Genomic DNA, 13,455 nt, shown 5'->3' with positions numbered 1-13,455 from the left:
GACGCCGCCGTTCCCCCGAACGACGACGTCAGATGATGTTGCTGATGCTGATCAGGCGCTCGCCGCGGCGAGCACCGACTTCACGATGTTGTGGTACCCGGTGCAGCGGCACAGGTTGCCTTCGAGGCCGAGGCGCACCTCTTCCTCGGTCGGGTTGGCGTTCTCGTCGAGGAGGCTCGTGGCGGCCATGACCATGCCGGGCGTGCAGTAGCCGCACTGGAGGCCGTGGTTCTCCATGAATGCCTGCTGCATCGGGTGGAGGGTGCCGTCGGCGGCAGCCATGCCTTCGATCGTGCGCACCTCTTGGCCGTCGGCCTGAGCGGCGAGCAACGTGCAGCTCTTGACGGCTTCACCGTTGAGGTGGACCGAGCAGGCGCCACACGACGAGGTGTCGCAGCCGATGTTGGTGCCGGTGAGGCCGGCGTGCTCACGGATGTAGTGGACGAGCAGGGTGCGCGCCTCGACATCGTGCTTCTGTTCTTCGCCGTTGATCGTGATGGTGACTTCCACGAAAACCCCCAAATGGTTCTGTGCTCTCGGATGGGTGCAGGCGCCGGTGCGGCCGCGGCCACCATCATGCCTCATTTGCGAGGGGCGCGGTTCAATCGGGGCCGGGAGGCACCGGATTCGTTGCTCGAGAGGCGTGCGGCGATGTCAGCGGATCCGTCGGACGGCGTGCTCGAACGAACCGCCGTCGGTCGGATGGAACACGCTCGCGAGTGCCTCGACACCGTCGATCAGTCGGGGGCCGGGGCGTACGACGAGCCCGTCGGCGTCGATCGCCCAGACCTCGGCCCGCGCGGGCAGTTCGGGCAGGGCCGCGACCGCTTGCGCTGCGGCGTCGTCGAGGCGGAACCCGCACGGCGACACCACGACGATGTCGGGATCGGCGTCACGGATGGCCTCCCACGTGGTGGGCACCGACCGTCCGCCACGCTCGGCGTGCACGGGATTGCCACCGGCGGCGACGACGAGGTCGGGGACCCAGTGTCCGGCGAGGAACGGGGGCTCCGACCACTCGAGCACGAACACGTTCGGCATCGTGCGTCCGGCGATGCGGTCGGCCACGGCCTGCAATCGCTCCCGCAGCTGGGCGACGAGCGCATCGGATCGATCGGTGGTGCCCGTCGACGCACCGACCGCTCGAATCGTGTCGAGCACGTCGTCGAGCGTGTGTGGGTCGAGGGTCACCACGTCGGCGGAACAGCCGAGCTGCTCGAGCGCGGTGCTCGCCTCACCGGCGGGGAGCGCGCACACCCGGCAGAGGTCCTGGGTCAGGACGTGCGTCGGGTCGCAATCACGGAAAAGGTCGGTGTCGAGCCGGTAGAGGTCGTCACCAGCGGCGATCTTTTCGCGTACGAGTGCGTCGATCTGTTCGGGAGCGAGACCGTGCGTGTCGAGTCCACCGACCACCACGTTGCGGTCGAGGCGCGGGTCGGGTGGGAAGTCGCACTCGAAGGTGACGCCGACGAGTTGGTCGGCGAGCCCGAGGGCGTGGACGATCTCGGTGGCCGAGGGCAGCAACGACACGATGCGCATGTGAGCAGTGTGGCTCACGGACGCTGATTCCGGACGTGGCGGGCGACGACCCGCCCGAACTCAGGTGAAGAGCTCGATCGTGTCCTTGATCGTGAGGTAGATCAGGAACCCGATGATGATCGTGCCGAAGATCGTGTAGTGCCAGCGCTTCGAGTGGTCGGCGCGCCAGAAGCGGCGGATCGAGTACACGATCGAGATCATCGCGATGACGCCGACCGGGATGGCGATCCACGGGCCGACCGCCTTCGCGATGCCCACGGCGGGCAGCACGAACGGCAGGATGATGTACATCAGCAAGCAGCGGCACGTCGTGTACGCCAGCGACTTCTGGAACGCCGAGCGAGCCTCGGCGGCAGTGGAGGTCTTGCCTTCCGGCAGGCGGAGCAAGCGTCGCATGAAGCGATCGGCCGGCGACGACGACTGGACCCGGATCGGGTCGGTCACGGGCGCCCCGGTGATCGCGTTGTCGGAGGTGTCGGCCGTGGTGCTCATGACTCCCTGGAACGGTAGGTCGCAGCGACGGCCGGCACAACTTCGGCAGGCGTGTCGACGACCACACGGGCACCGGCGTGGCGCAACTCGTCGTGCGAACCGAACCCCCACGACACGCCGATGCAGTCGATGGCGTTCATGTGCGCACCTTCGACATCGTGGTCTCGGTCGCCGATCATCACCACGTGGTCGAGCGCGATGCGGTCGTGTGAGCTGACGCCGAGACGGTTGAACGCTTCGGTGATCACTTCGGCCTTCGTCCGCCGACCCGAGCCGATCTCGACCGACGAGCCCACCTGGGTACGGAAGTACGGCGTGAGGCCGAAGTGCTCGGTGATGCGAACGGCCAGGTGCTCGGGCTTGGCCGTGGCCAACGTCAACGTGTGGCCGGCCGACTTCAGCTCGTCCATCATCTCGATCACGCCGTCGTACAGGCGGTTCTCGAACAGACCGACGTCCTCGTACCGCACGCGATAGGCCTCGATGACCTGTTCGATGTCGTGGACGTCGATGCCGTGCTCGGGAAAGCTCACTTCGAACGGCGGGCCGATCATCGACCGGATCATCTCGTCGGTCGGCTCGGGATATCCGCATTCGGCGAATGCGTACCGGAGCGATCTTCCGATGCCGGGTTCGGAGTCGGTGAGCGTGCCGTCGAGATCGAGGAGGACGTGGGTGGTGGGAACGATCATGCCGGGGCCACCAACTTTGCCATGCGCGCCAGGTCTTCGTGCGTACCGACCGCGATGACGACGTGATGGTGTTCGATGCGGCTGTCGCCGTTGGGGTTGGTGGTGAAGCGCCCGTCGGCGTCACGCAGCGCGAGCACGAGGGCCCCGCTCGCTTCTCGCAGGTTGGCTTGGCGGAGCGTCTTGCCGGCGATGGGGGAGTCGCGGTCGATGTCGAACTCCTGCATGCGGAACTCGAGCGATCGTTCGTGCATCACCACGTCGACGAACTCGGCGACGTTCGGGCTGGCGACGAAGGAGGCCATGCGCGCCGCGCCGAGCTCTTGTGGGTTCACCACCCGGTCGGCGCCCGCATGCTCGAGCTTGGAGACGCTCTCGTCGGAACGGGCGCGGGCGACGATGAACAGCGAAGGAGCGAGGTCGCGACCCGACAGCGTCACGAACAGGTTGGCGGCATCGCCGTCGAGCGCTGCGATGAGTGACTTCGCCCGCTCGATCCCGGCATCGCGCAACACGTTGTCGCTCGTGGCATCGCCCAGCACCGTCGGATATGGCACGTCTCGTACTCGCTCGGGGTCGGCATCGACCACCACGACGCGCTCTCCGGAGGCCTCGAGGTCGTGCGCCACGGCGGCACCGACACGTCCCCAGCCGCACACGATCGAGTGCCCACTCATGTTCTTGATCTGACGATCCATACGTCTTCTCCCGACGAAGTCTTTGAGTTGCCCCTCGACGACCGCTTGGACGACGAGGGTGAACGAGTACAGCACCGTCGACACGCCGACGATGATCAACACCATCGTGAACCACTTCTCGGCGGTGCCGAACTCTTCGAGCTCGCGGAACCCGACGGTGGTGATCGTCGTGATGGTCTGGTACATCGCGTCGAGCAGCGTGAAGCCGAACGCCCAGTAGCCGAGGGTGCCGAAGATCATCACGCTCAGCACCATGCCGACCGCGACTCTGATTCGGTCGGCGGCGGATCTCATCGTCCGCCGAGCGCTACGTGCAGCCAGCGTCTGCTGCCACCGTCGAGCGATCCCACCGGCGAAAACCTACTTGCTCGTGAGGTGGCTGGGTCGCCATTCGCGTCGAGTTCGCCGCCGGGCCGAGCAGCGGACGGAGGAGTGTCGTCGTCGTGTGTTCGTTGAGTGGCATTCGACCGAATGCCCGGCGGCGTGCCGTCAAGCGAGCAATCGGTTGATCGCCATCCGCCAACCAGCGGTGATCTCGTCGAGATCTCTGTCGAGTCGCCGTCGCAACACGTCGTAACTCTCGAAGCTCATCACCACCGTCAGCGAATCGAGCGTCATCGCCGCGTCGGTGTCGGACATCTTCGACAGTTCGGGCTCGAAGTGCTCGGCGGCTGCTTCACGGAAGAGGTGGAGAACCTCGTCGAGCATGACGTTGAGATCTGGCGCGAGGAAGACGCGCATCCGGGCGACGCGACCGACGTAACGGACGCGTTCGAGCAGTTCGAGCCGCGCCGTGATGATGTGTTCGATGCGCTGCTCGAGCGGTCCGACACCGATCTGGTCGAGGCCGGGGAGATCCGACACGTCGCGGAACGACATGGCGATCGCCTGACGCGTCAGGTCGGCGATGTCGTCGAAGTATCGGAAGATCGATCGTTCGGGGATGCCTGATCGCTCGACGATCTTGGGCATCGACGGGTTGACGTCGCCGTCGTTGATGATGTCGAGTGTGGCGCGGAGCACCACCTCGCGCTTCGCTTGGAGCCGTGCGGCTCGTCGTGCGATTGCTTCCGCTGACTGCGGTCGACGCTCAACCCCCACGCAGAATCTGGCGGATCAAGGGCTCGTAGTGCTCGAGCGGGTTGCTGGTGTAGCTCGCGTCGAACGCGGTCTGGTCGTACTCGGCGCAGAACTCCTCGGTGTGGTCGAAGTACGGGCTGCCGCGGTGCTGCTCGCGGGCCTGGCCGTCGAGGCCGATGTAGTCCCAGAAGTAGTAGCCCTGGAACTCGCCGTGGTGCTTGACCATGAAGTGGTTGGCCTCCGACACGAACGGCTTCACGATGCCGGCCGCGATGTCGGGGTGGTTGTACGGGCTCAGCGTGTCGCCGATGTCGTGGATCAACGCGCAGAACACGTACTCGTCGTCTTTGTTCGCTCGCTCGGCGCGCGTGGCCGTCTGCAAGCTGTGCTCGAGACGATCGACCGGGAAGCCGCCGTGATCGGACTCGAGGTCACGCAGCAGACCGATCACTCGATCGGCCACGAACGACTGCGTCACTTCGAGCTGCGGGATGATCTTGGCCCAGTCGTCGGCGGTCGACTCCTCGAACGTCGTGAACGACGCTCGAAAGTGCTCGGTTGGTTGGGCTGCAGTGTCGGTCATGTCAACTCCTTTGTTGTACGACGGTGCACTTCGCTGCGGGTGGTTTCGATGTGGCGCGACTCAGTTCGCGGCGTCGGCGATGGCTTTCCAGACGCGCTCGGCGGTGGCCGGCATGTCGACGTGGCGGACGCCGAGGTGCTTGAGCGCATCACAGACTGCTGACTGCACAGCCGGGGTCGAGCCGATGGTGCCCGACTCGCCGATGCCCTTGACGCCCAGCGGGTTGGCCCACGTGGGGGTCTCCATGTGGACGACTTCGAAGCTCGGCAGTTCGGCGGCGGAGATCATCCCGTAGTCGGCGAGGTTCGACGTGACGGGGTTGCCGTCTTCGTCGTAGCGGACCTCTTCGAGCAACGCCTGGGCGGTGCCCTGGGCGATGCCGCCGTGGATCTGACCGTCGAGCAGGAGCGGGTTGACGACCTTGCCGGCGTCGTCGCAGGCGACCTGGCGGAGGTGCTTGACCTGGCCGGTCTCGGTGTCGACCTCGACGACCGAGACGTGGGCGCCGAACGGGAACGTCGCGGTCTCGGCGACGAACGTGGTCTGCAGGTCGAGCGCATCGTTCTGCTGCTTCGCGGCGACGGCGAGGTCGGCCCAGGTCTTCGACACGGCCGGGGTGCCGACGACGTGGAAGGCGCCCGAGTCCTTGTCGAGCACCACGTCGGCCTCGTCGGCTTCGAGCAGTTGCGCGGCGAGCTTCTGTGCCTTGTCGACGAGTTCTTGCGAGACCTTGTCGACGGCCACGCCGCCCTGCTGCAGCGAACGCGAGCCCATGGTGCCGCCGCCGGTGGCGACGAGGTCGGTGTCGCCGAAGACGAGCGAGAACTTGTCCATCGGGATACCGGTCTGCTCGCTGGCGATCATCGACCACGCGGTGTCGTGCCCCTGGCCCTGCGGGGTCGTGCCGGTGTAGATCGTGGCGGTGCCGTCGTCGTGGACTTCGATGCGAGCGTCTTCCTGCTTCGGGTCGACGCCTCCGGTGATCTCGACGTAGATGCTCACGCCGATACCGAGCTGCTTGGAGTCACCCGATGCACGGCGCGCTGCCTGCTGTTCACGCAGTTCGCTGTAGTTGGCCTTCTCGAGTGCTTTGTCGAGCGCGCCTTCGAAGTCGCCGACGTCGTAGGTCTGGCCGATGGTGGTGGTGTACGGCTCCATGAACTTCGGGATGAGGTTCTTGCGGCGCACGTCGGCGGGATCCATGTCGATCTCGGCGGCGTAGAGGTCCATCGCCCGCTCGATCGCCGCGGTCGCTTCCGGGCGACCGGCGCCGCGGTAGGCCGTGGTCGGCGTCGTGTTGGTGACGACCGAGGTGGTGCGCACCTCCATGTTCGGGATGTCGTAGACACCGGCCGCCATCGGTCGGGTCATGAACGGGGCGAGGATGGTGCCCATCCCGACGGCCGCGCCGGAGTCCTGGATCGCGTGGAGTTGGTAGTGCGTGACGTTGCCGTCGGCGGTGCCGCCGAGCGTGACGTACTGCAGCTGGGCACGGCCGTGGCCGAGCGACATCATCGATTCGCTGCGCGTCTCGCGCCAGCGGACCGGACGTCCGAGTGCCTTGGCGACGACGCCGAGGAGCATCTCCTCCGGGTACGGATCGATCTTGGCGCCGAAGCCGCCACCGACGTCGGGCGTGATGATGCGGACGTTCTCGGGTTCGACACCGTTGGCGGCGACGAACGGGTCCTTGATGCCCTGGGCGTGCTGCGTCGACACCCACTGGGTGAGCTTGTCGCCCTCCCACATGGCCGCCGAGGCGCGAGGCTCGAGCGGGCAGGGGGCGACGCGCTGGTTGAGGAATCGGCCGCTCACGACGACGTCGCAGTCCTTGAAGTACTCGGCCGCGTCGGTGTTCTCGGGGAGGCCGAGGGCGGTCGTGTCGAACACCGCGTTGGAGCCGGCGGCATCGTAGATGTGCACGTCGGATGCCAGTGCGGCCTCGAGATCGGTGTGTGCGGTCAGGAACTCGTAGTCGACGAACACCATCTCTGCGGCGTCGGTGGCCTGCTCCATGGTGTCGGCGACGACCACGGCGATGGGTTCGCCGACGTAGCGGACCTTGTCGCTGGCGAGCAGCGTGCGAGCTGCGGCGGGGTTGAACGGCGACGGGATGGGTTGCAGGCCGAGCGACTCGGCGGTGTGCACGGCGAGGACGCCGGGCATCTCGAGCGCTCCCGACACGTCGATCGATTCGATGGTGCCGTGGGCGACCGTGGAGCGGACGAAGGCAGCTTGCGCGGCGCCGGCGAGGCGAGGATCTTGCAGGTCGTCGGCGTAGACGCCCCCGGTCGTGAGGAACTTCGGATCTTCCTTGCGCTGAACCCGGTTACCGAGAATGCTGCCACCAGCCACGTGTGTCCCCTTAGCGATTGCTTGTCGTGCGATTGATCGGAGGCCGAACCGGCCCGTTGCACCAACGTAGTCGCGTCACCACCCCTGACACCCACGCAGGCGGTTCGCGCGCCACCCCACCCCACGACGACGACTCCTGCCCAGGCCATATGTGGTCGCGTGAGGATGATTTCTGCCCAGGCTCGATATGTACGCGTGGGGGTGATTTCTGCCCAGGCTCGATGTGTACGCGTGGGGGTGATTTTTGGCCAGGCTCAGAATCGTCGCGTGAGGGTGATTTCTGCCCAGGCTCGATGTGTACGCGTGGGGGTGATTTCTGGCCAGGCTCGATGTGTACGCGTGGGGGTGATTTCTGGCCAGGCTCAGAATCGTCGCGTGGGGGTGATTTTTGGCCAGGCTCGATGTGGTCGTGTGGGTGGGGGAGGGTGCTTGTGGGAGCATGGCGGGGTGGGTGAACTGGGCGAGTTGGTGGCTCGACTCGAACAGCGGGGCTTCGGCGGCGACGTCGAGACCGATGCGGCTGCTCGGGTCGTCTACGCGACCGACAACTCGGTGTACCAGCTCCCTCCGGCGGGGGTGGTCGTTCCCGCATCGACCGACGACCTCTCGATCATCGCGGCGGCGAACCACGAGCTCGATCAGCCGTTCGACCTGGTCGCACGAGGCGGCGGGACGGGCACGAACGGGCAGAGCCTGACCAACGGGCTCGTCGTCGACACCCGGCGACGGATGAACCAGATTTTGTCGGTCGACGCGGAGGCCCGGACCGCGGTCGTGCAGCCGGGCGTCGTGCTCGGCGAACTGAACGCGGCACTCGCCGAGCACGGCCTGTTCTTCGCACCGCACGTGTCGACCGCGACGCGAGCGACGATCGGCGGCATGGTGTCGACCGATGCTGCGGGCAAGGGCTCGCTCGTCCACGGACGAACGAACGGACACGTGCTGGCGATCGACGCCGTGCTCGCCGACGGGACCCGATGGACGTTCGGCACCATCACCGCCGACGAACTCCAACAGCTCGCTCGGCGCACCGATCTCGTCGGCGCCGTGCACCGGTCGATCGCCCGGGCGATCACCGATCTGGATGTTGAGGTATTCCCCGACCTGCCCAGAGGGTTCACCGGCTACAACCTCGCCGGCGTTGTGTCGGCGTCATCGCCTGACGTCGACCTCACGAAGATCCTGTGCGGCTCGGAAGGGACGCTGGCCCTGCTCGGCGAGATCACGATCCGCCTGACGCCGCTGCCCACCACGCCGCGCCTCGCCGTGGTCTCGTATCCCGACTTCGACGAGGCGATACGCGAGGCGAACCGTCTGAAGGTCACGGCGCCGGTCGCCATCGAATGCCTCGACGAGCGGACCATCGCACTGGCCGCTGCATCGCCGGCGTGGCCCCGCCTGCGAGCGCTCCTCGGCGTCGAGCCGAGCGGTGCGTTGTTGCTGATGGAGTACGAGGGCGACCGAGGCCTCGCCGAGCTTCGAGAGATCGTGGACCGAGCCGAGAGCCGCGTGGCGATCGCGACGACCAGCGATCCGGACGACATCGCCGCGGCGTGGAAGGTTCGGGCAGACGCGGTGGGGCTGCTCGGACAGGCGGTCGGTGGCCGCCGATCGGTCGCGTTCGTCGAGGACTGCGCGGTGCCGCCGGCGGTGCTGCCCGAGTTCGTCGCCGGCTTCCGGGAGATCCTCGACCGTCGCGGGCTCGGCTACGGCATGTTCGGACACGCCGACGTCGGTTGTCTGCACGTGCGCCCGGCGCTCGACCTGTACGACCCGACGCACGAGGCGATGCTGCGCGAGATCTCCGACGACGTGGCCGCACTGGTCGCCCGGCTCGGTGGCGTGCTCTGGGGCGAGCACGGTCGAGGGTTCCGAGGGGAGTACGTCGACCTGCCCGCCGACACGATACGCCGCATGCGCGAGGTCAAGTCGGGCTTCGACCCGGACGACGTGCTCAACCCGGGAAAGCTCTATCGACCGCTCGGTGGATCCGACCCACCTGCAACCGACCCACCTGCAACCGACCGACCTGGAGCCGACCAGTGGGCCGATGGCGTCGGAGAGATCGTGCGCATCGATGCCGTGCCGCTGCGGATCCATCGGGACCGTGACGTGGCGGTGGCCGAGCGGCAGCATTTCGACACGGCGTTCGGATGCAACGGCAACGGGATCTGCCATCACTGGGGTGAGGCCGAGGTGATGTGTCCGTCGTACAAGATCACCCTCGACCCGCGCCGTTCTCCGAAGGGTCGCGCCGACCTGCTGCGAGCGTGGCTCGCCGACCCGGACGACGACGCGCTGGCCGATGACGTCACCGAGTCGCTGCACGACTGTCTGTCGTGTGGAGCGTGCACCGGTCGCTGTCCGGTCGGGGTCGACATCCCGGAGTTGAAGTCGCGGTTCTTCGACCGTCGACCCGACCGGAGCCCACGACACCGAGTGAGGGCGGCGCTGCTCAGCCGATTCGAGGCGGCGACGCCGGTTGCGCAGGCCCTGGCGCGAGCGGTGAGGCCGCTGCAACGCGTTGTGTCGCCGGTGCTCGAGCGCGTGTTCGGGATCGTCGACCTGCCGACGGTGCCAGCGGGGCGTCTGTCGACGCGGCTGCGCCGGGTCGACGTCGAGATCGTGCCCGCGGGTGGCGACGTCGGCGATGCGACGGTCGTGATCGTTCCGGACGTGTTCACCGCCATGCTCGATCCCGACGTGTTGGTCGCGGCGATCGACGTGCTCCGCGCCGTGGGGGAGCGGCCCGCGGTCGCGGAGTTCAGGCCGTCGGGCAAGTTCGACCACGTGGTGGGTCGCCGTCGGCGATTCGCCGCAGCGGTGGCCGCACAGCGCGAGTTGATCGTTTCGTTCGACGAGTCGGGCGTCGACCTGATCACGATCGAACCGGCCGTGTCGCTCCTCGGCGCTCACGAGTACGCGGCGATCGACCCGACGTTTCCGCAGTCGGTCCGTTCGCTGCCCGAGTACGTGCGGGAGCGCCTCGGTCGGCTCCCGGACCTCGCCGGCGGCTCCGATCGCCGCGTCGAGCAGGTGGTGCAGCTGTTCGGGCACTGCACCGAGGTGAGCCTGGCGCCTTCGAACGTCGAGACGTACCGGGCGATGCTCGAAGCGGTCGGCTGTTCGGTCGACGTGGTGGCGACGACGTGCTGCGGGATGGCCGGGGTGTTCGGGCACCAGGCCGAGCGCCAGACGATGTCGGCAGCGCTCTTCGACCGTGGGTGGCGGGGAAGACTCGACGCGAGCGGCGCGTCGACGAACTGTGCGTCGGGGTACTCGTGTCGGTCGCAGGCGAAGCGATTCGGTTTCGCCGATGTGGTCCACCCGGTGCAGGTGATGGCCGAACTGCTGTCGGCGCTCTGACGTCGGGCGGGGCTGACGGCGGTGTGACGGAGCGTCAGTCGGCCGACGCGTCGTCGACCGGAGCAGGGCGCGGGCCGGCCGCCGTGGCGTCCATGATCTGCGTGACCGCGTTGTACGGCCACCCGTCGGGGAGATCGGTCGAGAGTTCGGGGAACGGGAGGATCGAGCTGCGCTCTTCGCCCTGTTCGACGTAGCCGTAGTCCTGTCGGGCGGCTTCGCGGATGCCGTCGTCGGTGCCGAGCCGATCGACTTCGGCTTGGAGTTCGGCGTTGACGCGGTTGAGTTCGTCGAGCTGCGCTTGGCGCTGGACGATGTCGGTGTCTTGGTCGCGCCACGTACCGATCGGCAGCACGAACACGGCGACGCTGGCCGCCACGATGACGCCGAGCGCGAGCAGGCCGGCGATCAGCGCCAGCTTGGGGCGACGCGAGATGCGCTTGTCGATGGGGATCGGACGGGTGAAGTCACCGAGCCGCGACGAGCCGGCGTCGGCCGACGCCCGGACGGGCGGCCGCTTGATCGACGTCGTGGCATTGCGAGGCACCGCACGAGTCTGGCAGGAGTTCAGGCACTTCGGCCGTCATGTCGCGAAAACAACAACCCTCACGTAGAGGTCGAGGTGCTGGCGCTGCTGCTGGCGCTCAGTGGTCGACGACCGGCTGACAGGTCGGACACCAGTAGGTCGAGCGCGCCGTGCGTTCCCCCGCCGCAGAGAAGGCGATGGCGTTGTCGCAGCGGCGGCAGGCGAATCGGTGGCGGCCGTACACGAACGTTCGCCCGGCATTGCCCGGCCCGGTCGTCGACCGGTACGGCCGTCCGCGGTTGGCCACGAGCTGGCGGTGTGCGACCGACCACAGGGCAGCGAGCCGAGCGTCGTCGAGGTCACCGATGGGCGTGAACGGGGCGATGCCGGCGACGAAGAGCGCCTCGCTCTTGAACACGTTGCCGACGCCCGCTGCGACACGTTGATCGAGCAGCATCTCGGCCACGGTCGTGTCGGGCGGCAGCCGGCGGCTGTTCGCGACGACGAGTTCGAGGTCGGCGTCGTCGTCGCTGAGATCGGGGCCGAGCTGATCGGCCGCCGACGTGCCCGATCCCTTGATGTGGGTCGAGATCTCGGGAGCGGCGAAACACAGCGCTCGACCGAGCCGGGTTTCGATCACGACGCGCAGCCGCGGATCGCGCGGGAGCGTTGAATCGAGGCCGGCGGCTCGCCATGACCCCGACATGCCCAGATGGGTGTGCAGCACCAGCCCTCGGCCGAACTCGATCAGGAGGTACTTGCCGACCGCGTCGACACTCTCGATCCTGTCGCCGACCCTCGGCCGGTAGCCGCGCAGCTTCTTGAACCAGAGGTCGGTCACGACCTGGTGCTCGAGGATGGGGGTGAGCACCTCGGCCGCTCGCCGAAGGGTGTCACCCTCGGGCATGGTCGTCGCCGATGTCGGAGTTCGCCAACACTTCGGTCTCGGCGCGCACCGGGCCCCGGCGCGAGCCTCCGGCCATCTTCACGGCGCGGTCGCAGGTGTGTGCCCACATGGCGGTCTGGACTTCGCGGGCGATGGGGGTGTCGACGTGGAGCCTGCGGAACCACCGATCGCCGGCGCGTGCCCACGACCGGATCACGAACGTCAGGTGATCGCCGTCGTCCGACGTCCGGAACCTGATCTGGCCGGCCTCCATGTGCCCGTCGCGCGTGGCGAGCACCGTCTCGGTCGGCGACTCGATCCGCACCAGCAACGGCCCGTTCCACGGTCCCGGGAGTTCGACGAGCACCTCCTCACCGTCGCGAAGGTGTCGGCTCGTCTCGCCCGTCGGTGCGTGGAAGCCGGCGAGGTGCTGCGGACAGAACTGATTCGGGTCGTCGCGAAACCGGTCCATGAGTTCGGCCGCCGTCATCGTCGCCTCGACGATCTCGACCGAGTAGGTGCGCATCAGCAGCGGGCCGACGCCGTCGAATCGAGTCTGCAGATCGTCGTCGCCGCCGGCGGTGACCGGCATCGGGGCGGGTTCGCTCAACGAGGTCACCTCGCGTTGGGTTCGTTCGAGGTGGCGTACTCGGGCGAGATGCTGCACCGCCATGATCGGCAGGCCGACGACGGCCCGTGCGGCGTTGCGCAGCGCCGTGAACGAACTCACGCTGCTCCGCCCGGCGACGCGAAGAACCTGGTGAGTTCGGCGTTGCGGAGTTCGATGAGTCTGGGGAGGTATCGCTCGAGCGCGACCTTCTCGGCGATGCGACCGAGCACACCGAGCGGAGCGGCGAACTCGACCGAGTCGATCATCAGGGTCGACCCGTCGTCGAGCGACTCGAAGACGTGCACGTGACGAAACGACTTGAACGGCCCCTTCTTCTGCTCGTCGACGAATCGATGGGGGCGTTCGTATTCGGTGATGGTGGACGTCATCGTCCACCAGATTCCGAAGTGGCGTGCCCGCCACGTCACCGTGTCGCCGAGCGCCATCTCACCGGACGTCACGCCACCGACGATCGATTCCTCGCTGTCTTTGAACGACTCGAGATGGAGGTCGACGTCGAGCGAGACGTCGAACGCACGCTCTGGTGTCGTCGGCAGCGTGGTGCGCCGTTCGAATTCGACCGTCATACCGTCACGCCGTCGTGCCGTCGTCTCATCGGATGTGGTCAGCGTCG

Annotated in this window: 13 protein-coding genes; 1 reads left to right on the top strand and 12 read right to left on the bottom strand. The window is 67.4% G+C overall.

Annotated elements, in window-relative coordinates:
* Window positions 1-51: 51 nt before the first annotated feature.
* From YM304_RS16705 to YM304_RS16670, 8 genes are all read right to left on the bottom strand, one after another.
* Complete coding sequence (locus tag YM304_RS16705; protein ID WP_015442891.1) at window positions 52-510, bottom strand: (2Fe-2S)-binding protein; 459 nt, start codon at window positions 508-510, stop codon at window positions 52-54.
* A gap of 144 nt (window positions 511-654) precedes the next feature.
* The gene (locus YM304_RS16700) at window positions 655-1,539 is read right to left on the bottom strand and encodes a cobalamin-binding protein (protein WP_015442890.1); all 885 of its coding nucleotides are present in this window, start codon (window positions 1,537-1,539) and stop codon (window positions 655-657) included.
* A 60-nt stretch (window positions 1,540-1,599) separates the two neighbouring features.
* Window positions 1,600-2,031 carry a hypothetical protein gene (locus tag YM304_RS16695; protein ID WP_015442889.1) on the bottom strand — a complete coding sequence of 144 codons (432 nt, stop codon included), beginning with the start codon at window positions 2,029-2,031 and terminating at the stop codon, window positions 1,600-1,602.
* Window positions 2,028-2,723, bottom strand: coding sequence for an HAD hydrolase-like protein (locus YM304_RS16690; protein ID WP_015442888.1), 696 nt, complete (start codon window positions 2,721-2,723; stop codon window positions 2,028-2,030). The genes YM304_RS16695 and YM304_RS16690 overlap by 4 nt, the downstream gene beginning before the upstream one ends.
* A complete protein-coding gene (locus tag YM304_RS16685; protein ID WP_015442887.1) occupies window positions 2,720-3,712 on the bottom strand; it encodes a potassium channel family protein in 993 nt (330 codons plus the stop codon). The genes YM304_RS16690 and YM304_RS16685 overlap by 4 nt, the downstream gene beginning before the upstream one ends.
* Window positions 3,713-3,907: 195 nt before the next feature.
* Window positions 3,908-4,441 carry a TetR/AcrR family transcriptional regulator gene (locus tag YM304_RS16680; RefSeq protein ID WP_154723507.1) on the bottom strand — a complete coding sequence of 178 codons (534 nt, stop codon included), beginning with the start codon at window positions 4,439-4,441 and terminating at the stop codon, window positions 3,908-3,910.
* A gap of 67 nt (window positions 4,442-4,508) precedes the next feature.
* The gene (locus YM304_RS16675) at window positions 4,509-5,081 is read right to left on the bottom strand and encodes an HD domain-containing protein (RefSeq protein WP_015442885.1); all 573 of its coding nucleotides are present in this window, start codon (window positions 5,079-5,081) and stop codon (window positions 4,509-4,511) included.
* Window positions 5,082-5,141: 60 nt separating this feature from the next.
* On the bottom strand, window positions 5,142-7,436 hold the full coding sequence (locus YM304_RS16670) for a xanthine dehydrogenase family protein molybdopterin-binding subunit (protein WP_015442884.1): 2,295 nt from the start codon (window positions 7,434-7,436) through the stop codon (window positions 5,142-5,144).
* Between the two features lie 447 nt (window positions 7,437-7,883).
* On the opposite strand from YM304_RS16670, the gene YM304_RS16665 reads away from it, so the two are divergent.
* On the top strand, window positions 7,884-10,802 hold the full coding sequence (locus tag YM304_RS16665; RefSeq protein ID WP_162142096.1) for an FAD-binding and (Fe-S)-binding domain-containing protein: 2,919 nt from the start codon (window positions 7,884-7,886) through the stop codon (window positions 10,800-10,802).
* Between the two features lie 34 nt (window positions 10,803-10,836).
* On the opposite strand, the gene YM304_RS16660 is transcribed toward YM304_RS16665, so the two are convergent.
* The 4 genes from YM304_RS16660 to YM304_RS16645 all read right to left on the bottom strand — a co-directional run bounded on the left by YM304_RS16660 (window position 10,837) and on the right by YM304_RS16645 (window position 13,408).
* Window positions 10,837-11,346 carry an FtsB family cell division protein gene (locus YM304_RS16660; protein ID WP_015442882.1) on the bottom strand — a complete coding sequence of 170 codons (510 nt, stop codon included), beginning with the start codon at window positions 11,344-11,346 and terminating at the stop codon, window positions 10,837-10,839.
* 97 nt (window positions 11,347-11,443) lie between these two features.
* Window positions 11,444-12,232 carry an Fpg/Nei family DNA glycosylase gene (locus YM304_RS16655; protein WP_015442881.1) on the bottom strand — a complete coding sequence of 263 codons (789 nt, stop codon included), beginning with the start codon at window positions 12,230-12,232 and terminating at the stop codon, window positions 11,444-11,446.
* Window positions 12,219-12,941: a hypothetical protein gene (locus YM304_RS22890; protein WP_015442880.1), complete on the bottom strand. Its 723-nt coding sequence runs from the start codon at window positions 12,939-12,941 to the stop codon at window positions 12,219-12,221. The genes YM304_RS16655 and YM304_RS22890 overlap by 14 nt, the downstream gene beginning before the upstream one ends.
* Entirely contained in the window at window positions 12,938-13,408 is a 471-nt protein-coding gene (locus YM304_RS16645) for an SRPBCC family protein (protein ID WP_015442879.1), read from the bottom strand. Before YM304_RS16645 ends, YM304_RS22890 begins: the two co-directional genes overlap by 4 nt.
* Between the last annotated feature and the right edge of the window lie 47 nt (window positions 13,409-13,455).

This window comes from Ilumatobacter coccineus YM16-304, assembly GCF_000348785.1.
In the GTDB taxonomy this organism is placed as follows: domain Bacteria; phylum Actinomycetota; class Acidimicrobiia; order Acidimicrobiales; family Ilumatobacteraceae; genus Ilumatobacter_A; species Ilumatobacter_A coccineus.
The sequence above is the reverse complement of the archived record's forward strand: the minus strand, read 5'-3'. Positions and strand labels throughout refer to the sequence as shown.

What these genes read in the sequence shown, in the direction of transcription:
- YM304_RS16700 (WP_015442890.1), bottom strand. Translation starts at nt 1,539, where the DNA reads ATGCGCATCGTGTCGTTGCTGCCCTCGGCCACCGAGATCGTCCACGCC.
- YM304_RS16695 (WP_015442889.1), bottom strand. Translation starts at nt 2,031, where the DNA reads ATGAGCACCACGGCCGACACCTCCGACAACGCGATCACCGGGGCGCCC.
- YM304_RS16690 (WP_015442888.1), bottom strand. Translation starts at nt 2,723, where the DNA reads ATGATCGTTCCCACCACCCACGTCCTCCTCGATCTCGACGGCACGCTC.
- YM304_RS16685 (WP_015442887.1), bottom strand. Translation starts at nt 3,712, where the DNA reads ATGAGATCCGCCGCCGACCGAATCAGAGTCGCGGTCGGCATGGTGCTG.
- YM304_RS16675 (WP_015442885.1), bottom strand. Translation starts at nt 5,081, where the DNA reads ATGACCGACACTGCAGCCCAACCAACCGAGCACTTTCGAGCGTCGTTC.
- YM304_RS16655 (WP_015442881.1), bottom strand. Translation starts at nt 12,232, where the DNA reads ATGCCCGAGGGTGACACCCTTCGGCGAGCGGCCGAGGTGCTCACCCCC.
- YM304_RS16645 (WP_015442879.1), bottom strand. Translation starts at nt 13,408, where the DNA reads ATGACGGTCGAATTCGAACGGCGCACCACGCTGCCGACGACACCAGAG.